The 22,305-nt window shown below is 40.8% G+C and carries 21 protein-coding genes, 1 tRNA gene, 2 rRNA genes, 1 other RNA gene and 1 pseudogene; 2 read left to right on the forward strand and 24 right to left on the reverse strand.

What is annotated here, in order from left to right:
* Positions 1-5: 5 nt before the first annotated feature.
* The 9 genes from comA to QM865_RS08275 all read right to left on the reverse strand — a co-directional run bounded on the left by comA (position 6) and on the right by QM865_RS08275 (position 8,248).
* Positions 6-2,159 (reverse strand): peptide cleavage/export ABC transporter ComA, encoded by a 2,154-nt coding sequence (gene comA, locus QM865_RS08235; protein ID WP_414306430.1) that lies wholly within the window; start codon positions 2,157-2,159, stop codon positions 6-8.
* Positions 2,160-2,460: 301 nt separating this feature from the next.
* Complete coding sequence (locus QM865_RS08240) at positions 2,461-2,649, reverse strand: hypothetical protein (RefSeq protein WP_414306431.1); 189 nt, start codon at positions 2,647-2,649, stop codon at positions 2,461-2,463.
* A gap of 359 nt (positions 2,650-3,008) precedes the next feature.
* Complete coding sequence (locus QM865_RS08245) at positions 3,009-3,248, reverse strand: bacteriocin immunity protein (RefSeq protein WP_414306432.1); 240 nt, start codon at positions 3,246-3,248, stop codon at positions 3,009-3,011.
* A gap of 294 nt (positions 3,249-3,542) precedes the next feature.
* On the reverse strand, positions 3,543-3,722 hold the full coding sequence (locus QM865_RS08250) for a Blp family class II bacteriocin (RefSeq protein WP_001024119.1): 180 nt from the start codon (positions 3,720-3,722) through the stop codon (positions 3,543-3,545).
* A 208-nt stretch (positions 3,723-3,930) separates the two neighbouring features.
* The gene (locus QM865_RS08255; RefSeq protein ID WP_261088201.1) at positions 3,931-4,119 is read right to left on the reverse strand and encodes a class IIb bacteriocin, lactobin A/cerein 7B family; all 189 of its coding nucleotides are present in this window, start codon (positions 4,117-4,119) and stop codon (positions 3,931-3,933) included.
* Between the two features lie 961 nt (positions 4,120-5,080).
* Complete coding sequence (locus tag QM865_RS08260) at positions 5,081-5,317, reverse strand: acyl carrier protein (protein ID WP_000136444.1); 237 nt, start codon at positions 5,315-5,317, stop codon at positions 5,081-5,083.
* Between the two features lie 5 nt (positions 5,318-5,322).
* Positions 5,323-6,315 (reverse strand): phosphate acyltransferase PlsX, encoded by a 993-nt coding sequence (gene plsX, locus QM865_RS08265; protein WP_261127562.1) that lies wholly within the window; start codon positions 6,313-6,315, stop codon positions 5,323-5,325.
* A complete protein-coding gene (recO, locus tag QM865_RS08270; RefSeq protein WP_414306433.1) occupies positions 6,312-7,082 on the reverse strand; it encodes a DNA repair protein RecO in 771 nt (256 codons plus the stop codon). The genes plsX and recO overlap by 4 nt, the downstream gene beginning before the upstream one ends.
* Positions 7,079-8,248: a pyridoxal phosphate-dependent aminotransferase gene (locus QM865_RS08275; RefSeq protein WP_101782692.1), complete on the reverse strand. Its 1,170-nt coding sequence runs from the start codon at positions 8,246-8,248 to the stop codon at positions 7,079-7,081. Before QM865_RS08275 ends, recO begins: the two co-directional genes overlap by 4 nt.
* Positions 8,249-8,396: 148 nt before the next feature.
* On the opposite strand from QM865_RS08275, the gene QM865_RS08280 reads away from it, so the two are divergent.
* On the forward strand, positions 8,397-9,407 hold the full coding sequence (locus tag QM865_RS08280; RefSeq protein ID WP_000009136.1) for a YeiH family protein: 1,011 nt from the start codon (positions 8,397-8,399) through the stop codon (positions 9,405-9,407).
* 226 nt (positions 9,408-9,633) lie between these two features.
* Here the strand turns inward: QM865_RS08280 and QM865_RS08285 are convergent, their stop codons facing one another.
* The 12 genes from QM865_RS08285 to comW form a co-directional block, all read right to left on the reverse strand.
* Complete coding sequence (locus tag QM865_RS08285; protein ID WP_101782690.1) at positions 9,634-10,071, reverse strand: CoA-binding protein; 438 nt, start codon at positions 10,069-10,071, stop codon at positions 9,634-9,636.
* An 83-nt stretch (positions 10,072-10,154) separates the two neighbouring features.
* Complete coding sequence (gene polA / locus QM865_RS08290; protein ID WP_261202832.1) at positions 10,155-12,788, reverse strand: DNA polymerase I; 2,634 nt, start codon at positions 12,786-12,788, stop codon at positions 10,155-10,157.
* A 120-nt stretch (positions 12,789-12,908) separates the two neighbouring features.
* The gene (locus QM865_RS08295) at positions 12,909-13,877 is read right to left on the reverse strand and encodes a ribose-phosphate diphosphokinase (protein ID WP_033680978.1); all 969 of its coding nucleotides are present in this window, start codon (positions 13,875-13,877) and stop codon (positions 12,909-12,911) included.
* Positions 13,878-14,022: 145 nt separating this feature from the next.
* On the reverse strand, positions 14,023-14,838 hold the full coding sequence (locus QM865_RS08300) for a PrsW family intramembrane metalloprotease (protein ID WP_414306434.1): 816 nt from the start codon (positions 14,836-14,838) through the stop codon (positions 14,023-14,025).
* A gap of 24 nt (positions 14,839-14,862) precedes the next feature.
* Positions 14,863-15,360, reverse strand: a complete 498-nt coding sequence (locus QM865_RS08305; RefSeq protein WP_414306435.1) for a beta-class carbonic anhydrase — start codon at positions 15,358-15,360, stop codon at positions 14,863-14,865.
* A 72-nt stretch (positions 15,361-15,432) separates the two neighbouring features.
* A complete protein-coding gene (gene radA, locus QM865_RS08310; protein ID WP_414306439.1) occupies positions 15,433-16,794 on the reverse strand; it encodes a DNA repair protein RadA in 1,362 nt (453 codons plus the stop codon).
* 13 nt (positions 16,795-16,807) lie between these two features.
* Complete coding sequence (locus QM865_RS08315) at positions 16,808-17,365, reverse strand: histidine phosphatase family protein (RefSeq protein ID WP_414306436.1); 558 nt, start codon at positions 17,363-17,365, stop codon at positions 16,808-16,810.
* The gene (locus QM865_RS08320) at positions 17,325-17,768 is read right to left on the reverse strand and encodes a dUTP diphosphatase (protein WP_000701987.1); all 444 of its coding nucleotides are present in this window, start codon (positions 17,766-17,768) and stop codon (positions 17,325-17,327) included. The genes QM865_RS08315 and QM865_RS08320 overlap by 41 nt, the downstream gene beginning before the upstream one ends.
* 56 nt (positions 17,769-17,824) lie before the next feature.
* An RNA gene (gene ffs / locus QM865_RS08325) (signal recognition particle sRNA small type) lies at positions 17,825-17,922 on the reverse strand.
* A gap of 32 nt (positions 17,923-17,954) precedes the next feature.
* Positions 17,955-18,422 carry a tRNA adenosine(34) deaminase TadA gene (gene tadA / locus QM865_RS08330; RefSeq protein ID WP_261071466.1) on the reverse strand — a complete coding sequence of 156 codons (468 nt, stop codon included), beginning with the start codon at positions 18,420-18,422 and terminating at the stop codon, positions 17,955-17,957.
* A 199-nt stretch (positions 18,423-18,621) separates the two neighbouring features.
* Positions 18,622-19,908, reverse strand: coding sequence for an adenylosuccinate synthase (locus tag QM865_RS08335; RefSeq protein WP_414306440.1), 1,287 nt, complete (start codon positions 19,906-19,908; stop codon positions 18,622-18,624).
* Between the two features lie 230 nt (positions 19,909-20,138).
* Positions 20,139-20,375 (reverse strand): sigma(X)-activator ComW, encoded by a 237-nt coding sequence (comW, locus tag QM865_RS08340; protein ID WP_414306437.1) that lies wholly within the window; start codon positions 20,373-20,375, stop codon positions 20,139-20,141.
* A 299-nt stretch (positions 20,376-20,674) separates the two neighbouring features.
* Here comW and QM865_RS08345 point away from each other — a divergent pair.
* Positions 20,675-21,833: pseudogene (locus QM865_RS08345) on the forward strand (ISL3 family transposase).
* Between the two features lie 98 nt (positions 21,834-21,931).
* On the opposite strand, the gene QM865_RS08350 reads toward QM865_RS08345, so the two are convergent.
* The 3 genes from QM865_RS08350 to QM865_RS08360 all read right to left on the reverse strand — a co-directional run.
* Positions 21,932-22,005, reverse strand: a tRNA-Asn gene (locus QM865_RS08350).
* A 5-nt stretch (positions 22,006-22,010) separates the two neighbouring features.
* Positions 22,011-22,126, reverse strand: a 5S ribosomal RNA gene (gene rrf, locus QM865_RS08355).
* A gap of 76 nt (positions 22,127-22,202) precedes the next feature.
* Positions 22,203-22,305: ribosomal RNA gene (locus QM865_RS08360) — 23S ribosomal RNA — on the reverse strand; the annotation flags it as partial.

Here is a 22,305-nt window from a genome sequence, read left to right on the forward strand (position 1 = left end):
TCTTTCTAGCTATTCACCAAATGGGCGTAAAATCCACCCCGTGCAAGCAAATCAGCATGCTTTCCTTCTTCAACAATCTTGCCCTGATCCAAGACAACCACCTTCTCTGTCCGCTCAGCAATGGTCAAGCGGTGGGCGATGAAAATCAAGGTCTTATCTAAAGCCATGAGATTATCTACAATTCGCTTCTCTGTCAAAATATCCAAACTGCTGGTCGCTTCATCCAAAATCAAGACCGGCGCATCTGTCAAGAGAGCACGCGCCAGAGCGATTCTCTGCCGTTGACCACCTGAAATCCCTGCCCCATCCGAAGTCAATTCGGTCTGGTAATTCAGTGGCATGCGCTCGATATCCTCCCGAATCTCTGCCAATTCGACCGCCCGTAAGATATCCTCCTGAGTCGTCCCCTCCTTGGCTCCCAAAAGAAGATTCTCCAAAATCGTTCCGTTAAAGACATAGGGCTGTTGAGGCAGATAGTTGATATACTGGCGCAAGGCTTTTTTATCAATCTGATTTAGATTGACACCACCCAGACTAATCTCTCCCTGACTTGGGTCGTAAAAATTAACCATCATCTTGGCCAAGGTCGTCTTACCTGAGCCTGAAATTCCCACAAAAGCCACCTTAGAACCTTGGGGAATGGTCAAATTGATATCCGACAAGACGTCTCGACCATAGCCATACTTATAGTAAACCTGCTTGAAGCCCATATCTCCCTTCATCAAGCTCAAATCCTCAACTGTTTTCTTCTCCTCAAACTCAGAAGCTACCAGATAAACCTCATTCAGACGGTTATTGGCAACCTGCGCTGTCTGAAGCTTGGTTTGCAGGTTGATGATATTTTCCAAAGGATTGGTAAAGTAAACCAGCAAGGTATTATAGGTAATCAACTGCCCCAAACTCATCTTGCCATCCATGACCAGAACAGCCCCCATCCAGAGAATGCCGACATTGAGCAAGAGATGGGCAACTTTTTTCAGAGCCTTTTGTTGACTCTCTGCCCGACTATAGGTAAAGGATTTTTTCAGATAATCCACAAATTCCTTGTCAATCTTTTGATAACGCTGACTTTCACTGGTCAAAGACTTGATTGTCTCAATACCGTTGATGTCCTCAATGATAGAAGAAGACAGAACCGCATTGGCTTCCATGGTATCCCGATTCATCTTTTCAAACGGCTTCATAAAGGCAAAGATAATCACTGTATAGATAGGAAGTGCCAATAAAGTCATAAAAAAGAGATTGGTATTTTGTGAAAATAAAACAAGAGAAATAATGACAACCGTTGACACATCTAGGAAAATCGAAAGAATGGTCGAAGCCAGCGCATCGATGATACTATTAGCATCTGTAAAACGAGATACGATTTCCCCTGTTCTGCGTGTCGCAAAAAAGGACATAGGCAGGTGAAAAACATGCTTGATGTAGGACAAAATCACATCAATCGACAAGCGTTGCCCCAAAACAAGCAAGAGATACTCCTGAGCATAAGACAAGACCTGCTGAAGGATGTAGACAATAACCAGCCCAATAGAAATAATCCCCAGCGTCGAACGCATCTGATCTGGCACATAGGTATCAATGATAGACTGCAGATAATAAGAACCCACAATGTTAATCAAGGTTACCAAGAGTGTCGCTAAAACGATATTAGCAATCAAGCCACGCTGCTTCACTAATATAGGGATAAAAGAGAGCAGGCCATTCTTTTGATCCTTATGAGGCTTGTAGTCTGGACTAGGTGCCATAAAAAGAGTCACTCCTGTCCATTCTTCCGCAAAACGCTCACGTGGCAGTTTGGTCAATTTCACCCCAGGATCTGGATCGGCAATATGAATGCTATCCTTATCCTGCCCAGTCACCACATAGTAGTGGAGCAATTTTCCTTCCTTAAGCACATGAGCAACAAAAGGAAAAGTCAAATCTGGCAAGTCAAAAAGCGTCATATCCGCCTTAATCGCTCGCGTCTCAAAGCCAATCTCCTCTGCCACCTTGACCAAGCCCAAAGCCGTCGTCCCATCCATGGTCGTCTTGGCCAATTCTCGCAAGTGAGCTAAAGAATAGTAACTACCATAGTAGCCAAAAACCATGGCTAATGAAGCTACACCGCAGTCCATCTGATCCACCTGCGGACGATAGTGACGTTTCCCAAATTTCATATTCATCTCCTTTTTCTAATACTAAATGAAAATCAAAGAGTAAACTAGCCGCAGGCTGCTCAAAACACTGTTTTGAGGTTGTAGATAGGACTGACGAAGTCAGTCACATATATACGGCAAGGCGACGTTGACGTGGTTTGAATTTGATTTTCGAAGAGTATAAACTCATCTGATAATAACTATCTTACCCCAATCCCCAAACAAAATCTGGACTTCCTCCCCAAATGCGCCTATCCCCCTCCCAACTGTACTTTTTGGATAAAAAAATAGGCAGAACAAAAGTCATGCCTAAAATATATATTTATTTCTTTTTCTGCCTAATTCTTTTGTCAATCATATATAAAACGATAATCGAAAACAGCGGTGGTACAATATAACTCTTTTCACTCATTGTCAGCTGAAATCCCCGAGTTGCTAGTATCTTAAAGATGAAAATATTCATCAAAAATAGAAAAACAAATACTAAAAAATATCCTAAAACCTTCTTCATTTCTTTTCTTCAGCTCTCCTAATTTCTATACCTATTTTATCAAAAATATATGTAAAACTCCAAATAAACACCTCAACTGCACTTTTGGCAAAAAATAGGCAGAACAAACGTCCTACCTACTAAAAATATGCTATTGAAAGGAAAATGATTTTTTTCTGACACCCTAGGCAAGCTTGGGACAAATAAATCATTGATAGTAACCTTTACGACATCCTATTTATTACTTCAATTTCTAATGTCCCTGTTATTTCTAAGCCACCTCTGGTATGATCTATTCATAGTCAGAATAGATAACACCGTTCTAAATTACGATTCATAGTTACTCCTTTTTTGATTCGTTACTATAAAACACCTATTCCCTATAGAGCGTCTACTGCTTCAAATTTATCTATTCTTTTTTCTTTACTTCTGTATAAAAGAATGAAGACCATCATAAATAATGCAACCGTGGGTATATTAAGATTATCAAACCAAGTAGGTAAAGATACTTTATTTATGTCAGCTACTAATCTGATGATTATATAAGACATTGAACTAAGTAATACCATGATTTCAGGCAAAATTTTCAATACTGATTTAACGAATTTTTTTAAAAACATAGAAATTCCTCTCTGACTACAATCAGATTATGGTCTATTCGCATAATACCCCAAAGCTGCTCCTCCAGCAGGAAGTAATAATCCTTCGATAACAATCAATAAACCTACTTCAACTTATTTACTTTGCTCTACGATTTCAAATTGATTCAAATTTTGCATGTTATACCCCTCTTTAAATAATACTAGCTAAGCCAATAGTGAGTCCCACTAATAAACCTACCATCCCTGAAGCTGATATAATAATAGCCGCAAATTCGTTTGAAAAATTCATTGATTTCTTCACAGTGTTTTATCTTATCTGAAGTAACCCCATGCAGCTAGCCCTACAGCGGATAAACCACCGACAACATACCCTGCAACCTTGATTCCTACTGGAACTGCTACTACCGCTGCAGGAAGTACTCCTCCATCAACTGTTGCTAGTTCTTTTTCTGTCATTGCTGTAAACTGATGATCATTTACTAAAATATTCATTTTAAGTTCTCCTTATTCTTATTTACTTTTAATTTAAATATTTCTTTTTTATTAATATAGTATGTCAATGCTACTAACAAAATACAGCTCTCCAACGATACCTTTTCTAAATTAAATAGAGAATAAATTAATAATATGCTGTAAGCTGTTAAAGCAGATCCTACATATATTTTTTTTAATATTCTATTCATAAAACTTACCCAAAGTTTTATTTTAGATTTTTTCCAACTTGATAAAGACCTGCTCCTAGTATAATAGCCCCTCCTGTTACAGAAAAACCTTTAAACGCAGCTACTCCAAACGCAACTACTAGTGGTGCAATCCCCCCATCTACATTCATCAACTCTTCTTCTGTAAGAGCTACAAAGTTCTGTTCCATTTTGTCAAAATTTATCATCTTTTTTCTCCTCAATTTGTATATGTTCTTATATGTTTAACGTTTATCCTCTAAGCCACTTAAATAGCCAGATTGGATAAATAGCTGAAATAATCATTTCTAATCTCCTTTCTTTTCCCTCTTACCTATCTATTCGAAAAAAATTTTCGAAAATGTACAACTAATTAAATTTATTTGAAAAATAATTTAGTAAACCACGGATACAAGATTGGTAGATACATAAACCAGGCTCCTTTCCTTTTCCTCTTACTTATCTATTCGAAAAAAATTTCGAAAATGTACAACTAAATTAAATTTTATTTAAAAAATAATTTAAAAAACCACGGATACAAGATTGGTAGATACATAAATCAGGCTCCTTTCCTTTTCCTCTTACTTATCTATTCGAAAAAGAATTCGAAAATGTACAACTAAATTAAATTTTATTTAAAAAATAATTTAATGAACCACGGATACAAGATTGGTAGATACATAAACCAGGCTCCTTTCTGTTTCCTCTTACTTATCTATTCGAAAAACAATTCGAAAATGTACAACTAAATTAAATTTTATTTGAAAAATAATTTAGTAAACCACGGATAAAAAATTGGTAGATACATGAACTAGGCTCCTTTCTGTTTCCTCTTACTTATTTATTCGAAAAAGAATTCGAAAATAAACAACCAAATCAAATTTTATTTAAAAAATAACTTAATGAACCACGGATACAAGATTGGTAGATACATAAACCAGACTCCTTTCTTTTTCCTCTTACTTATCTATTCGAAAAACAATTCGAAAATGTACAACTAAATTAAATTTTATTTCAAAAATAATTTAATGAACCACGGATACAAGATTGGTAGATACATAAATATTCCTCCTTTTTCTTCCTTATCTATTCGTAATTCCCACTAAAAGTTCTAAATTTTTTATTTTTCCTGACAATAAAAAAGCAACACGACTTGCATGTTGCTTCTTACTATTCTTTACTTTTGACGACTTCTACCACATCTCCTACACTTTGGAGTTGGTCAATTTCCTCATCGCTGATTTCGATATTAAATTCATCTTCCAGCGTCAAGATAAACTCCATCAAGTCAACTGAGTCAGCATCCAAGTCGTCTTTCAGACTCAAGGATTCTGTCACGACAAAGTCCTCTCCCTGTCGCTCTTGGATAATGGTCACAATACGGTCAAAAATTTCTTTTTCTGTCATCTCTTTTATTCTCCTGAAAATTCACGCGCAGTCTGGGCAACTACGTCTGTTTCTAGCATGGTACGAATCTGGCGAATCGTACTATAAACAGCCTTGGCATCGCTTGAGCCATGAGTCTTGACAACCGGTGCCTTGACACCAAACAAGACCGCTCCACCAACATCTGAATAGTTGAGCTGTTTTTTCAAACCTCTGAGGCTATCCTTTAGAAGGAGGGCGCCTAGTTTCGCTCGAAGACCTCCACCTGTAATAGCGGTCTTGAGCAAGCCCATGATTCCCATAGCTGTCCCTTCAATGGATTTGAGCACAGCGTTTCCCGTGAAACCATCTGCCACGACAACATCCGCAACGCCATTCATCAAATCACGCGCTTCCACGTTTCCGATAAAGTTTAAACTTTCATCAGTCACTAGTAATTCATAGGTTTCCTTACGAAGCGGGTCGCCCTTACTACTCTCTGTTCCGTTATTGAGCAAGCCAACGCGTGGTTGCGTAATGCCACGAACATTTTTAGCATAGAAAGACCCTAGAACCGCGTATTGATGGAGGTGCTGGGCTGTATTTTCCGCATTAGCACCGAGGTCTAGCATGTCAAAACCTCTCCCATCTACAGTCGGCAATGTTGACATAAGTCCAGGACGATCGATGTTCTTGATACGACCCACGATGAAAAATCCTGCTGCTAGTAAAGCACCTGTATTCCCAGCCGATAGGACAGCATCTGCTTCACCCTCTTTGACAGCCTTGGCCGCCAAGACCATACTGGCATTTTTCTTCTTCCGAATAGCTCTCGTAGGTTCATCGTCTGAATCAATCTTCTCATCCGTATGGATAATGCTGACGCGTTCTGTCGCTGTCAGATATTGCTTGATTTTAGCTTCATCTCCGTAGAGTTGAACCTCAATATCTGAAAAGTCAGCAAGGGCTTGATTGACACCCTCAACGATGGCCTGAGGTGCGTAATCGCCTCCCATGGCATCTACTGCGATTTTTTTCATTTCTTTTCCTCTTTTAGTAATTGTCCCCAGTCTGCTAGGGAATCAATAAATTTCTTTGATTTTAGGTGAATCCCAACGTACTCTTCGTAGAGTTGATCCATAAATTGGCGTAGTTCTTGCTTGATTTCAGACTTGAGCGAAATGGTCTCCAAGGTCTCAAAATCAATGGCTTGAAATTGATTGAGCAGATAGGGGATATTGGGATTGAGATGGCAACGTCTCTCATCTTCATGATAATGATCTGGACAGAGGCAGGCTCCATATTTGAAAGAAAAGTCAAAAGCCTGACCGACCCGATGGCAGAAGACACACTCATTAAAATTGAGGCTAATTCCAAATCTGGTCAAGATTTGGATTTCAAAAATATTGGTCAAGACCTGATAATCCAAGCCTGCTTCCATCAACTCCAAAGTCTTTTGTAAAAAAACAAACAAGGCAGCATCCTGCTGATTATCCTGCAAACTAGCATCGGCAAGAGCTGCCACGTAGGTCGCATAAGCCATGACAAAGAGATCGCTATTAATCTTGGGAAAAGTCATCACCTCATGATAGTCTTCAATGTAACTAAGCCCGTCATCATTGATTCGTAAGAGAAATCGAGCCAGCACCAAGGGCTGAATAACAGGTGCCAGTTTGGATTGACCAGCATGTTTGACGAAAAACATGCGCTTGCCAGCCTGCTCTGTAAAAATCTTGACTAGCTTGTCATCCTCCCGAAAATTGCGATTGTAAAGCACCAAGCCTTGACTCGTGATAGACTGAATCATGCTTCTCTCATATACTCCTCAAGTCGTTTCATGGCTTCTTTGATAGTCTCCATGCTGGCTGCATAAGACAGGCGAACATAACCTTCTCCATAACGCCCAAAGGCAGCACCAGGGATAAAGGCAACAGCCTTCTTCTGAGCAAAATCCTTGAGAAAGGCAAATGAGTCTTGGTTGTAACCAGCTGGAATCTTAGCAAAGATATAGAAGGCACCGTCTGGTTTGATAATCTCAAATCCAAGAGCAGTCATTTTCTCGATAATATAATCTCGACGCTGGATGTATTCCTTCTTCATCGGTTCCGCATCGTTTTTACCAGCGGTCAAGGCTTCTACCGCAGCATGTTGAGCCATAGTATTTGCGGCAGTAACCAAGTACTGGTGACTCTTGATTAACTGGGCTGTGAAGGCCGCAGGAGCGAAAATCAGACCCAAACGCCAACCTGTCATAGCATGCGATTTAGATAGACCATTAATAATGATAGCCTGATCTCTCAACATGGTTCCTAGAGATACATGGGCTTCCCCTGTATAGGTCAATTCTGAGTAAACCTCATCACAGACAACAAAAATTTCGTACTTGCGTAAAACAGCTGCTAAAGCCTCCAACTGCTCCCGACTATAAGTAATTCCTGTCGGATTAGCTGGATAGTTGAGAATAACCGCCTTGAGCTTGTCACCTTGCTCCAAAATGGCCTTCTCCAACATTTCAGGAGTCAAGACAAAACCATTTTCAGTTGTATCAATCTCGACAACCTCTGCCCCAACTAGATTGACAATTGGTTCATAACCCGGATAAGCAGGAGCTGGCAAGAGCACCTTATCTCCTTCTTCTAAAATAGCCGTCAAAGTAGCAGATAAAGCCTCTGTCGCCCCAATTGTAACCAAGATTTCATTTTCAGGAGCATAGTCCAGTTGATACTTTTCCTTAACAAAATCACTGGCTGCCTGACGTAAAGTTAGCAGACCACTCATCCCTGTATAGTAGGATTGGTTCTGATCAATTGCTCGCTTGGCCGCCTCCTTGACATGATTTGGCGTTGTAAAATCAGGTTCCCCCAAGGTCAAACGCAAGACCCCAGGAATCTCAGAAATAGCCTGGTCAAACTGACGAATCAACGAAACTTGAATCTTATCTAACTGTTTATTAAAGCGCTTAGTTAAGTCCATAGATACCTCCTACTGTAAAAACGTATCTCTATTATACTACAAAAGCCCCCCGACCGCAAAAATACATGATAGAATAACTTTCCACTTTCTATTTTACTTTTCCTCTTTACAGGTCTATAATGGTAACAGATTCTATTTGGAGGTTTTTATGTCATTTCTATCAAAAAATGGAGCAGGCATCTTGGCCTGCCTTCTCATTTCCATCCTATCTTGGTACTTAGGAGGATTCTTCCCTGTGATTGGCGCGCCCGTTTTTGCCATTTTCATAGGCATGCTTCTCCATCCCTTTCTCTCACCCTATAAACAACTGGATGCTGGATTGACCTTTAGTTCCAAGAAATTGCTCCAGTATGCCGTTATCTTGCTTGGTTTTGGTCTCAATATCTCGCAAGTCTTCGCAGTTGGGCAATCTTCACTCCCTGTCATCCTTTCCACCATTTCAATAGCCTTGATTGTTGCCTACCTCTTCCAGCGTTTCTTTGCACTGGACACAAAACTGGCTACCTTGATTGGAGTGGGGTCTTCTATCTGTGGGGGCTCTGCCATTGCGGCGACAGCGCCCGTTATCCATGCCAAGGAAAAGGAAGTAGCCCAAGCCATCTCCGTTATCTTTTTCTTCAATGTCTTGGCTGCGCTCATCTTTCCAACCCTAGGTACCTGGCTTCATCTATCCAATGAAGGCTTCGCCCTCTTTGCAGGAACTGCGGTCAATGATACTTCCTCTGTAACGGCTACCGCCAGCGCCTGGGACAGTCTCTACCAAACTAATACCCTCGAATCCGCAACCATTGTCAAACTCACACGCACCCTAGCTATTATCCCCATCACTCTCTTTCTCTCCTACTGGCAAAGTCGCGAGCAAAAAAATAAGCAAGGATTGCAACTGAAAAAAGTCTTCCCACTTTTTATCCTTTACTTTATCCTTGCATCTCTCCTAACCACCCTACTGACCTCTCTCGGGGTATCCAGTAGTTTCTTTACCCCTCTCAAACAACTCTCTAAATTCCTTATTATCATGGCCATGAGTGCTATCGGACTCAAAACCAATTTGGTAGCTATGGTCAAATCCAGCGGAAAATCCATTGTTCTCGGAGCCATCTGCTGGATTGCCATCATCCTCACTAGTCTTGGTATGCAGACCCTTATCGGCATTTTCTAATACTCTTCGAAAATCTCTTCAAACCACGTCAACGTCGCCTTGCCGTATATATGTGACTGACTTCGTCAGTCTTATCTACAACCTCAAAACGGTGTTTTGAGCTGACTTCGTCAGTTCTATCTGCAACCTCAAAAACGGTGTTTTGAGCAACCTGCGCTAGTTTCCTAGTTTGCTCTTTAATTTTCATTTAGTATAATAAAAAGGTAGCCCTCCAGCTACCTTTTTCTTATGCTTCCTCAATCAAGCGTGTATGCTCTCTCTTGATGCAACGATTCATCACGATATCGTCACATCCACCAGCACGCAAAATCTCTTCCGCTTCTAGACTTTCAAGGCCTAGCTGTGCCCAAAAAATCTTGGCATCAGCCTCGAGAAAATCACGCGCCACATCAGGCAAAAACTCGCTGCGACGGTAAACATTGATAATATCTACAGGAAAAGGAATCTCAGCGAGGCTAGCATAAGCCTTTTCACCCAAGATTTCGCCACCTGCCGCCTTAGGATTGACAGGGATAATTTTATAACCCCGAGCCTGCATTTCCTTGGTCACTCGATTGCTAGTTGTTTCTTCACGGTCTGACAAGCCCACCACAGCAAGGGTTTTACTCGTTGCGAGATACTGACGAATCACGCCATCACTTGGATTGATAAATTCTTGACTCATAGAAATCCTCCTTTTTCATCAGTATAGCACATTTTGAAAAGGCTTGCATAGTTCTACTACAAAAAGGAGGACTAGCCTCCTTTTTATTTAGCCTCATACCAGGTTGCCCCTTCATTTTCATCTGCGATAAGGGGAACACTGAGTTGAATGGCTTCTTCCATAGTTTGTTTCACTAATTTTTTCATCTCTGCCAATTCAGATTTAGGCACTTCAAGGACGATTTCATCGTGCACTTGTAAGAGCATCTTAGTCTGATAACCACCTGCAACCAAGGCTTTATCCAGCTGAATCATAGCAATCTTGAGAATATCTGCCGCCGACCCCTGGATAGGTGAGTTGATAGCTGTCCGCTCTGCAAAACCACGAATATTGAAGTTGCGCGAATTGATATCTGGCAACTCACGACGACGCTTGAAGAGGGTCTCCACATAGCCCTTATCACGCGCCTCACGCACCACCTCATCCATGTAGTTTTTAATACCTGGGAAGCGTTCAAAGTAGGTATCAATGTAGGTCTTGGCCTCCTTACGGCTAATGCCCAAATTATTAGACAAGCCAAAGTCTGAAATCCCGTAAACCACTCCAAAGTTAACTGCTTTGGCATTTCGACGGTCGTTTGCAGTCACATCCTCAGGACGCTCAATGCCAAAGACCCTCATGGCTGTCGAAGTATGGATATCTGCCCCCTCTTGGAAGGCCTTAATCAAGTGCTCATCCTTAGAGATATGCGCCAAAACGCGCAATTCAATCTGTGAGTAGTCCGAACTAAGTAGTACACTATCCTCCCACTCTGGCACAAAAGCCTTACGAATGAGACGGCCCTGCTCCAAACGCACAGGAATATTTTGCAGGTTAGGATCCACACTAGACAGACGTCCAGTCTGGGTCAAATCTTGAACATAGCGAGTATGAATCTTGCCATCAGCCAAAATCCAGTCCTGCAAGCCAATCACATAAGTCGATTGAATCTTAGCAATCTGACGATAGTCTAGGATTTTCTTAACAATCGGAGCAATAGGAGCCAAGCGTTCCAAGACATCCACCGCAGTCGAATAACCTGTCTTGGTTTTCTTAGTGTATTCTAGAGGAAGTCCCAATTTTTCAAAGAGAAGCACGCCCAACTGCTTAGGCGAGTTGATATTAAACTCCTCACCAGCCAGTTCGTAAATCTCCTGAGTCAGTTTTTCAATAACAAGCTCATTTTCAGCCTGCATCTCAAGCAAGGTCTCTTTCTTGACCGTAATCCCAGCAATTTCCATCTTGGCAAGGACAAAAGCCAGAGGTTGCTCCATATCATAAAGAAGCTCTAATTGCCCATTTTCACTGAGTTTTTCAAGCAAAATAGGCTCAGTCTCAACCAAAACAGCAAGCTTACGCGCCAAATGTTCCAAGAATTTCTCGCGTTCAGGAATAGCCTTCTTAACCCCCTTACCGTAGAAAGTTTCATCATCAACCAAATAAGTCTGACCATAAAGACTAGCAATAGTCGCAATTTCATTGTCCTCCACAGTCGAAAGGAGGTATTTAGCCAAACGGCTATCAAAAGCAGGCGCCTGCAAATCCACACCCAAACGATGCAAGAGAACTTTAGCTTTCTTAAAGTCATAAACTCTCAAAGGTGTTTTTTCTAGAAAATCCTTGAAAATAGGCTCTTGCAACAGCTCAAGCTTGTCTGTGGCATAGAGCTTATCTCCACAAGACCAAGCAAAACCAACCAAATCATCCGTATGGTAATTCTCACCAAAAAGCTCAAAATGGAAGATAGATTCTTCACTCAGCATATCTTGACTGACTTGCTCAACGATAGTAAAGTTCAAACTTTCAGCCACATCAGCTGACGACACATTTAAAGCCTGCTTGAGCTGTTTAAAACCCATCTCATCGTAGAATTTCCCAAGATTTTCCACATCTGGACCACTATAGACCAAATCCTCCAAACCAATCTTAATCGGTGCCTTGGTATCAATGGTTGCTAGTGTTTTAGACAAAAAGGCCTGTTCCTTATCATTGATAAGATTTTCCTTCATCTTAGAAGCCTTCATCCCATCGATGTTTTCATAAATTCCCTCGAGTGAGCCATGCTCCAGCAAGAGCTTGATACCCGTCTTTTCACCAATTTTGGTCACCCCAGGGATATTATCTGACTTATCACCCATGAGCGCCTTGAGATCGATAAACTGAGTCGGTGTGAGACCCATTTTTTCCATGAGATAGTCCGGCGTAAAGGCCTCAAACTCAGCCACACCTTTCTTGGAAATCTCAACCACCGTATGCTCATCCGTCAGCTGAATTAAGTCCTTATCCCCACTGACAATGGTAATGTCAAAACCATCCTGCTCAGCTAACTTATCCAACGTCCCGATGATGTCATCCGCCTCATACTGAGCCAACTCATAGTGGCGAATCCCCATATGATCCAGCAACTCACGAATGAAAGGAAATTGCTCACGAAACTCATCAGGAGTCTTAGCCCGACCACCCTTATAGTCCGCATACATCTCTGTACGGAAGGTCGTCTTTCCCGCATCAAAAGCCACCAAAATATGACTCGGCTCAACCCGCTCCAACAAATGGCTCAACATCAACTGAAAGCCATAAATCGCATTGGTATGCAAACCAGCCGCATTCTTAAAACGGTCCAACTGCTGATAGAGCGCAAAAAACGCCCGAAAAGCAACAGAAGACCCATCAATCAATAATAATTTTTTCTTATCCATACACCCATTATAAAGGAAAGCACCAAAAAATACCATTAGGAAGAGCCAGAGCAAGTATTTTTCAAACTTTTTCCGAATAAATAGACGAAAAAAACCTGAGAATCATCTCAGGCTTAGTCATTAAATCTTTTTCTCAATACCAAAAAGTGGAGAAAGTGGGCGTTTTTCATGGATACGCACGATAGCATCTCCCAATAGATGAGCGATTGAAATTTGCTCAATCTTGTCAATCAAACGCTCTTCTGGCAAGTAGATAGTATCCAAAACCACCAATTTCTTGATAGCTGATTTTTGGATATTGTCCATAGCAGGACCAGAAAGAACTGGATGCGTACAGCTTGCATAAACTTCAACAGCACCAGCTTCTGCCAGGGCATCTGCCGCGTGACAAATGGTTCCAGCGGTATCAATCATATCATCAATCAAGATACAAGTCTTACCTTCAACCTTACCGATGATGTTCATGACTTCACTAGTATTCATCTTATCAACGCTACGACGTTTGTCAATGATAGCGATAGATGTTTTCAAAAATTCTGCCAACTTACGGGCACGAGTCACCCCTCCATGGTCTGGGCTGACAACTACATAGTCAGAACCAACCATACCACGACGCTCAAAATAATCCGCAATCAGAGGAGCTCCCATCAAGTGATCCACAGGAATATCAAAGAATCCTTGAATCTGCGCAGCATGCAAGTCGATTGTCAATAAACGATCCACCCCAGCTACTTCAAGCATATTTGCGACAAGTTTTGAAGTGATTGGCTCACGCGCTCTCGCCTTTCTATCCTGACGTGCATACCCATAGTAAGGCATGACAACATTGACAGATTCTGCACTCGCACGCTTCAAAGCATCTACCATAATCAAAATTTCAAGCAGATTGTCATTTACAGGCGAACTAGTTGATTGTAGGATAAAGACGTGCTTCCCACGGATTGATTCTTCGATGTTGACCTGAATCTCTCCATCTGAAAATTGGCGAACACTTGATTTCCCCAACTCTATCCCAATCTCCTGCGCCACACGTTCTGCCAATTCTTTATTAGAAGAAAGGGCAAACAGCTTTAAATCAGAAAAAGACATGATTTCCTCCGGTATATATGTATCGCTTGTGCTTTTCACAAGATTTTTCCATCTACCATTGTAGCGCTTTTTGCACTATTTTTCAATCAAAAATAAAAGAAGGGCACCATATTTGTACCCTTGCATCATTCTTTTGAAAAATATTCTAGTTCATCAACTCATTGTGCTTCTCAACAAAGCGATAAGCCTGATAAAAACCATAGAGAGTAATAGCCGTAACCACTGGAATCGCTAGTGGCAACTCTGTCTCCAACTCCACAAAAGGAGAGTTAAATAGGAAGTGAGTTCCCAAGGCTAAACCTAGGAAAATAAGTCCCTGTTTCTTGCCAACCTTCTGCCCTTTATAGGCTCTGTAAAGCAAGTAAACACCCACTACAGCTAGACCTGAAAAAGTCCAGTGAGAGGCAATTCCTGAGATGATACGCTCTAAAATTCTCGAAATAGTAAAGTCAAATCCCTCTGGCAAATCCGTACGAATGTAGCCAATATCCTCAATCATTTGAAATCCCAAACCAGAAGCAATCCCTAGTAAAAACAATGATTTTAATTTTCGCACAGGAATCAAAGCCAAAACAAAAATAAGTGGCAACAATTTCAACGGTTCTTCTACCAAAGGAGCAACAATCGCACTTTCAAAGGCATTTAAAAAGGCACTATCTGGGAAAAGAACGCCCAGTAAATCATGGATATAGGTATTCGCAAAGCTAGACAACCAGCCTGAAAGAAACATCCCACCCAATAAAGATAAAATCAAGGCATTCTTGGGCAATTCCCATTTTTTCCCAATACGGAAAAGGAAATAAAGAGCCGGAATCATGTAAAAGAGAGCTAGAAAGATAGAAACTCCCATTAGGCCATATTCCGCAGCTGACATCGAACCGTCCGTATAGTAGATGGTTTCATACTGTACACCAATACAGAGCAATAAAATAAAAATAAATAAAATACTGTTTTTCTTCATACACTTTCTTTCTAAATAAAGTATTTACAATTCTACAACTGTCATACTTCCTGTATCTACATCGTAAATAGCACCAGAGATAATGACATCTTCTGGTATTAGGGGAGATTCGATAAGGAGTTGCATATCCTCACGCACACTCTCCTCTATATCTTGGAAGGGCAAAAAGTCCTGGTCTGACACATCGACACCTAGTTCCTCTTTCAGATACTCCTGAAAAGGTCCATTTTCAAAAGTCTGGGCACCACAGTCTGTATGGTGCAACACCACAATCTCTCTTGTTCCCATCTGTTGCTGGGAAATAACTAGCGAACGAATCATGTCCTCAGTCACTCGACCACCTGCATTCCGCAAGATATGAGCATCCCCAAGTGCCAAACCTAGAGCTTGCGCAACGTGCAGACGCGAATCCATGCAGGTCACAATAGCTACTCTTGTTTTGGGTTTAAGTGGCAGATTTAACTGCCCATGTAGGGCAACATAAGCCTGATTGGCTTGCATAAACTGTTCAAAATACGACATGATTCCCTCCTCGAAAATTTGATAGTCAAATATTTCTCCTATCTTATCATTTTTAAGAGGATTTGTCACAGATTAAGCAAAAACCTTTTTCAAAACTTCCTGAATCGTTGTCACACCAATGACCTGAATTTCCTTGGGTGGAGTGATTCCTGTCAAGGAATTCTTAGGTACATAAATCTTAGTAAAACCCAGTTTAGCAGCTTCATTGATGCGTTGCTCGATACGATTCACGCGCCGAATCTCTCCCGTCAAGCCCAGTTCTCCCACAAAACATTCCTGAGGATTAGTTGACTTGTCTTTATAACTCGAAGCAATGGCAACTGCAACGGCCAAGTCAATGGCAGGTTCATCCAATTTGACACCACCAGCAGATTTGAGATAAGCATCCTGATTTTGCAAGAGAAGACCTGCCCGTTTTTCCAAAACAGCCATAATCAGACTCGCACGATTAAAGTCAAGCCCTGTCGTCGTACGCTTGGCATTTCCAAACATGGTTGGTGTTACCAAAGCCTGAACCTCCGCCAAAATCGGACGCGTCCCTTCCATGGTCACAACAATTGACGAGCCAGTCGCTCCATCCAAACGCTCTTCTAAGAAAACTTGACTCGGATTTAGGACCTCAACCAAGCCACCCGACTGCATCTCAAAAATCCCAATCTCATTGGTAGAGCCAAAACGGTTTTTGACAGCTCTCAAGATACGAAAGGTGTGGTGACGCTCTCCTTCAAAGTAAAGTACCGTATCCACCATATGCTCCAACATTCGAGGCCCAGCCAAGGTTCCCTCCTTGGTCACATGGCCCACGATAAAGATGGCAATATTATTAGTCTTAGCCAACTGCATGAGCTCAGCAGTCACTTCCCGCACCTGAGAAACAGATCCCTGTACCCCTGAAATCTCAGGAGACATAATGGTTTGGATAGAGTCAATGATGAGGAAGTCTGGCTGGATGCGCTCCACCTCAGCTCGAACACTCTGCATATTGGTCTCTGCATAGAGATAAAACTCGCTATCAATATCTCCCAAGCGCTCTGCTCGTAGCTTAATCTGCTGGGCAGACTCCTCCCCACTGACGTAGAGAACCGTTCCCACTTGGGACAGCTGAGTCGAAACTTGTAGGAGAAGGGTTGATTTCCCAATCCCAGGATCCCCACCGATGAGGACGAGACTTCCTGGGACCACTCCACCTCCAAGTACACGGTTGAATTCCTCCATCTCTGTCTTGGTTCGATTGACGTTGATTGAAGTCACCTCAGCCAATTTCATAGGCTTGGTTTTCTCACCTGTCAAGGACACACGCGCATTCTTTACCTCGGCAACCTCAACCTCTTCTACAAAAGAAGACCAAGACCCACAGTTGGGGCATCGTCCCAGATATTTAGGGGAATTATACCCACAATTTTGACATACAAATGTCGCTTTTTTCTTTGCGATGATAAACCTCTTTCTATATCTCTAACTCACACTCAATTACTTGGCAAAAATCAATCTTCTCGTCTGGCACAAATTGACGCATGAGCATTCGATGGGCTACAACTACCACAGTTTGATGCTCCCGATACTTAGCCATGCATTCTAGAAAACGAGTCTTCATCTCTACAGCTGTCTCATATTGAACAGGAGAATTTGGGAGCAACTCCCCATTATTTTCTAAAAACATAGTACGAGCTTTTTCAAAATTATCTATGCCACTTTCATAGACCTGCCATTCATGTAATAAAGGCTCCACTCTCAAAGGAAGTCCTGTAGCACAAACCACATAAGAAGCCGTTTCTAAAGCTCTTGTGACTGCAGAAGATATGATTATTTCTGCTGAAGAGAGGAAAGGATCTTTGCTCAGTTCCTGAGCTTGCTGCCGTCCCTTCTCAGACAAGGGTGCCAAATCTATCCCAAATCCCGTATAAGAACGCTCCTCTAACTCACAATAATCTGGCTCTCCATGACGTACAAAGATAATTTTCATCCTAGTGACCAGTTGAGCCAAATCCACCAGTTCGAACGCCATCAGCCGCATCTCCATCTGCAATTAAGAAAGGAGCAAAGACAGCCTGGACAACACGTTCTCCAACTTCAAGAACAACTTCTTGATCTGTGATATTCTTCATCTGCGCAAAAATATGCCCCTCATTCCCAGGATTTCCATAATAATCCCCATCAATGACCCCAACTGAATTAATTAAAACCAAACCCTTCTTACGAGGGTTTGAAGAACGATCATAGAGGTAGAGAACCTCAGTCGGTTGCATATAAGCCTTAACTCCTGTCGGAACCAAGACAATCTCTCCTGGAGCAATAACCGTACGCACAGCAACCTTTAAATCGTAACCAGCCGCATGCGCTGTCTCACGCTTGGGCAATAAATTTTCATCTGTAAAACTCGAAACCAATTCAAAACCACGAATTTTCATCATCTTCTCTTTTCTATTATCATTTATTCTAGATTATTCTATCTTATTTATTCGCAAAAAGCACGAAAAAAAGAGCACACAATTCAAATCGCTTAGGGCTGCTGGATTCCTCCCCTGACCCGCTTCACGCAGAACTGTTGCTCCACTATTTATTATATCACATTCCTCTTCATTTTAAAAGCAAAATTATTTTTTCCGTCTATTTCTAAAAAAGTCCTGCATAATAGCTGCACATTCATCTTCCAAAATTCCCATTTCAACCTCCACACGATGATTGAGACGCTCATCTGTCAAGATATCGTACAAACTCCCAGCAGCGCCAAATTTCTGGTTTTTAGCCCCGTAGACCACGTTTGGAATGCGGGCGAGTCCAATCGCCCCACTACACATGACACAAGGCTCAATGGTCACAAAAAGTGTACAATCCAGCAAGCGCCAGCTCTCCTCACTCAGGTTCGCATTCTCTATGGCCATAATCTCCGCATGCATAACCGCTCGCTGCAACTCCTCACGTGCATTATGCCCACGACCAATGATTTCTCCGTCCTTGACAATCACACAACCAATTGGAATTTCATCGTGTTCAAGAGCAATCTCAGCCTCTTTCAATGCCTCTCTCATAAAGACTTCTTTTTCTTCAACTGTATAATTCATCAATTTCACTTTTCCTACTTGTCGATTTTATTATTATATCATGAATCCCAAGACAAAAAAAGCCACCGAATGCGGTGACTTTATAGGGAGATTATTATGAAAAAGAAAAGTTTAGGATATTTGTTACAACAAGTTAGGAGGTCTTCTTGTAACTGTCTATAGTATACCCGACCTATCTTAAACAAATCTTAAAAATCTCTTACGACCAAACACTTTCTAAAATATTTGTTTGTTCACGACCAGGACCTACTGAGAAAGTAGAAATACGAACGCCAACCAATTCGCTCACACGACGAACATAGTTACGCGCATTCTCAGGAAGATCTTCCAAATTACGAACTCCAGTAATATCTTCTGACCAACCTGGCAACTCTTCATAGATAGGCTTGCAACGTTTCAATTGCTCAAGACTAGCTGGATAGTAGTCAATACGTTGACCATCAAGATCATAGGCCACACAGATTTTCACTGTATCTAAACCACTCAAAACATCGATAGAGTTCAATGAAAGATTAGTAATACCAGAAACGCGACGACTATGACGCATCACAACTGAGTCAAACCAACCCACACGACGTGGACGACCAGTTGTTGTACCATATTCATGACCTACTTCACGGATACGTTCTCCCACTTCATCAAACAACTCAGTTGGGAAAGGACCGTCTCCTACACGACTCGTATAGGCTTTACATACACCTACAACCTTCTCAATCTTACTTGGACCAACACCAGAACCAATTGTCACACCACCAGCTACAGGGTTTGATGACGTAACAAATGGATAAGTACCTTGGTCGATATCTAGCATAACTCCTTGTGCACCTTCAAAAAGCACACGTTTACCGTTATCAAGCGCATCATTCAAAATGACAGATGTGTCTGTCACATATTTCTTGATTTGTTGACCATATTCGTAATATTCTTCAAAAATATCATCGAAATCAATCGCTTTACTGTCATACAATTTTTCAAAAAGACGATTCTTTTCAGCAAGGTTACGTTCTAAACGCTCACGGAAAATATCTTTATCCAAAAGATCGGCGATACGAATTCCAACACGAGCAGCCTTGTCCATATAAGCTGGACCAATTCCCTTGATTGTAGTCCCAATCTTATTGTCGCCCTTAGCTTCTTCTTGCAAACGGTCTAACTCGATATGATAAGGCAAAATAACATGCGCGCGATCAGAAATACGCAAGTTATCAGTTGTCACACCCTCCTCATGAAGATAGCTCAACTCTTTTACAAGAGATTTAGGATTTACAACCATACCATTCCCAATAACAGAGATTTTTTCAGGGAAGAAAATTCCAGATGGAATCAAGTGCAACTTAAATTTCTTACCATCGATCACAATCGTGTGACCTGCATTATCACCACCCTGGTAACGTGCAATCACTTCTGCATTCGCTGAAAGGAAATCTGTAATCTTCCCTTTACCTTCATCACCCCATTGGGTACCTACAACAACAACTGAAGTCATAATCTTGTCTGAGCCCTCAGGCTCTTCCTTTCTCACATACATGGCAGGAATCTCACCTGCAATTATATCTTACAATTTATTATAAGAAAAAATCGCCTTTTTATCAAGAAGAAACAATAGAAAGATTTGCTATTTCCAACTATTAAAAAATGATTTAGAAAAATAACTAGCTATTTATTATTATCTTTCTATAAAAAAGTAAATTTGTTCGGAAATTAACTCAGACTATCTCAACAAGAAATAAAACCTTGTTTCATTATCATCTTTTCAAGATACAAACGATAAGCAACACGATAATGGTAAACAATAAAATCCCTACGACACCCAATACCATATCTAACTAAATAATAAATCAAAAATTTAAAATGAAAATGTTCCCAGTCCCAACTATTACCAAAGAAAGTAGCATACTCTTCTTCGATACTGTCATAGAAATCAGTCATCTGATCGTAAATACTTTGTAGCATAAGCCTACACTCCTTTTTTCTATTTATGAACTTATTCTAACAAAAAATTTTACACATTCACTATCAATTCCTGAATTGTTAAAATACCAACCTCAACAAAATAAAAAATGAGAAAGATAGACATAATAGAAACAAATATCTTATATCAAAAACAAACTATTAAATCTCTAAAAATAAAAAATTTCCTATAAATGATTGAATAAATTATCCTGTTTTATTTCAATAGTAATAAATATTTCTCCAGAGTTCTTCAACTTATCACAAAATTACTCGATATTAAAGACCCTAATATCAAAATTATGGATGTCATTAATAGGGGTACACACTAAGATTCCTTACCTCGAAACGACTGGTATGCCCACTAGAATCCTCCTTAGAAAACGCCGTTTTAAGTGCTACCAGTGCTCGAAAATAGCGGTCGCTGAGACTCCTCTAGTAAAGAAAAATCATCAAATCCCTCGTATTATCAACCAAAAAATTGCTCATAAGCTGATTGAAAAAACTTCTATGACCGATATTGCCCATCAGCTTTCCATTTCAACTTCAACTGTCATTCGCAAGCTCAATGACTTTCACTTTAAGCATAACTTTAGCCAACTTCCTGAGATTATGTCCTGGGACGAGTATGCCTTTACCAAGGGAAAAATGAGTTTCATTGCTCAGTACTTTGAAAAGCTCAATATCATCACTGTTCTTTAGGGTAGAACACAAGCTATCATCCGAAATCACTTTCTTAAATATGATAGAGCCGCTCGCTGTCAGGTGAAAATCATTACGATGGATATGTTTAGCCCCTACTACGATATTGCCAGAAAACTTTTTCCTAACGCTAAAATCGTTCTAGATCGATTTCACATTGTACAACATCTTAGCCGTGCTATGAGTCGCGTCCGTGTTCAAATCATGAATCAATTTGAGCGAAAATCCCATGAATACAAGGCCATCAAACGTTACTGGAAGCTCATTCAACAGGATAGTCGTAAACTGAGTGATAAACGATTTTATCGCCCTACTTTTCGTATGCACTTAACACATAAAGAGATTCTAGACAAGCTTTTGAGCTATTCAGAAGACTTGAGACACCACTATAATCTCTATCAGCTCTTGCTTTTTCACTTCCAAAATAAAGAGCCTGACAAATTTTTCGGACTTATTGAAGACAATCTTAAGCAGGTTCATCCTCTTTTTCAGACTGTCTTTAAAACCTTTCTCAAGGATAAAGAGAAGATTGTCAACGCTCTTCAATTACCCTATTCCAACGCCAAATTGGAAGCGACCAATAATCTCGTTAAACTTATCAAACGAAATGCCTTTGGATTTCGGAACTTTGAAAACTTCAAAAAACGAATTTTTATCGCTCTGAATATCAAAAAAGAAAGGACAAATTTCGTCCTTTCTAGATCTCAGCTTTTCTTCAACCCACTACAGTTGACAAAGAGCCAAAATAATGGTGTCTGAAACTTCTATCGTCAAGAAAAATATCTCGCACCTAATGAAGCGAGATAGATTATTAATTATATAACAAAAAAGAGGTCAAAACCTCCTTTAATTAACTACTCCGCCAGTAGGACTCGAACCTACGACATCATGATTAACAGTCATGCGCTACTACCAACTGAGCTATGGCGGAATAAAGCTAAGCGACTTCCATATCTCACAGGGGGCAACCCCCAACTACTTCCGGCGTTCTAGGGCTTAACTTCTGTGTTCGGCATGGGTACAGGTGTATCTCCTAGGCTATCGTCACTTAACTCTGAGTAATACCTACTCAAAATTGAATATCTATTCAAATCAAGAAAACCTTACGCTTTCATATTCTCAGTTACTTTGGATAAGTCCTCGAGCTATTAGTATTAGTCCGCTACATGTGTCGCCACACTTCCACTTCTAACCTATCTACCTGATCATCTCTCAGGGCTCTTACTGATAT

This window comes from Streptococcus mitis, assembly GCF_047462815.1.
GTDB lineage: Bacteria > Bacillota > Bacilli > Lactobacillales > Streptococcaceae > Streptococcus > Streptococcus mitis_DO.

Coding starts and splice junctions, on each gene's coding strand:
- comA (WP_414306430.1), bottom strand. CDS start 2,159: ATGAAATTTGGGAAACGTCACTATCGTCCGCAGGTGGATCAGATGGAC.
- QM865_RS08240 (WP_414306431.1), bottom strand. CDS start 2,649: ATGAAGAAGGTTTTAGGATATTTTTTAGTATTTGTTTTTCTATTTTTG.
- QM865_RS08245 (WP_414306432.1), bottom strand. CDS start 3,248: ATGTTTTTAAAAAAATTCGTTAAATCAGTATTGAAAATTTTGCCTGAA.
- QM865_RS08250 (WP_001024119.1), bottom strand. CDS start 3,722: ATGAATATTTTAGTAAATGATCATCAGTTTACAGCAATGACAGAAAAA.
- QM865_RS08255 (WP_261088201.1), bottom strand. CDS start 4,119: ATGATAAATTTTGACAAAATGGAACAGAACTTTGTAGCTCTTACAGAA.
- QM865_RS08260 (WP_000136444.1), bottom strand. CDS start 5,317: ATGACAGAAAAAGAAATTTTTGACCGTATTGTGACCATTATCCAAGAG.
- plsX (WP_261127562.1), bottom strand. CDS start 6,315: ATGAAAAAAATCGCAGTAGATGCCATGGGAGGCGATTACGCACCTCAG.
- recO (WP_414306433.1), bottom strand. CDS start 7,082: ATGATTCAGTCTATCACGAGTCAAGGCTTGGTGCTTTACAATCGCAAT.
- QM865_RS08275 (WP_101782692.1), bottom strand. CDS start 8,248: ATGGACTTAACTAAGCGCTTTAATAAACAGTTAGATAAGATTCAAGTT.
- QM865_RS08280 (WP_000009136.1), top strand. CDS start 8,397: ATGTCATTTCTATCAAAAAATGGAGCAGGCATCTTGGCCTGCCTTCTC.
- QM865_RS08285 (WP_101782690.1), bottom strand. CDS start 10,071: ATGAGTCAAGAATTTATCAATCCAAGTGATGGCGTGATTCGTCAGTAT.
- polA (WP_261202832.1), bottom strand. CDS start 12,788: ATGGATAAGAAAAAATTATTATTGATTGATGGGTCTTCTGTTGCTTTT.
- QM865_RS08295 (WP_033680978.1), bottom strand. CDS start 13,877: ATGTCTTTTTCTGATTTAAAGCTGTTTGCCCTTTCTTCTAATAAAGAA.
- QM865_RS08300 (WP_414306434.1), bottom strand. CDS start 14,838: ATGAAGAAAAACAGTATTTTATTTATTTTTATTTTATTGCTCTGTATT.
- QM865_RS08305 (WP_414306435.1), bottom strand. CDS start 15,360: ATGTCGTATTTTGAACAGTTTATGCAAGCCAATCAGGCTTATGTTGCC.
- QM865_RS08315 (WP_414306436.1), bottom strand. CDS start 17,365: ATGGCGTTCGAACTGGTGGATTTGGCTCAACTGGTCACTAGGATGAAA.
- QM865_RS08320 (WP_000701987.1), bottom strand. CDS start 17,768: ATGAAAATTCGTGGTTTTGAATTGGTTTCGAGTTTTACAGATGAAAAT.
- tadA (WP_261071466.1), bottom strand. CDS start 18,422: ATGAATTATACAGTTGAAGAAAAAGAAGTCTTTATGAGAGAGGCATTG.
- QM865_RS08335 (WP_414306440.1), bottom strand. CDS start 19,908: ATGACTTCAGTTGTTGTTGTAGGTACCCAATGGGGTGATGAAGGTAAA.
- comW (WP_414306437.1), bottom strand. CDS start 20,375: ATGCTACAAAGTATTTACGATCAGATGACTGATTTCTATGACAGTATC.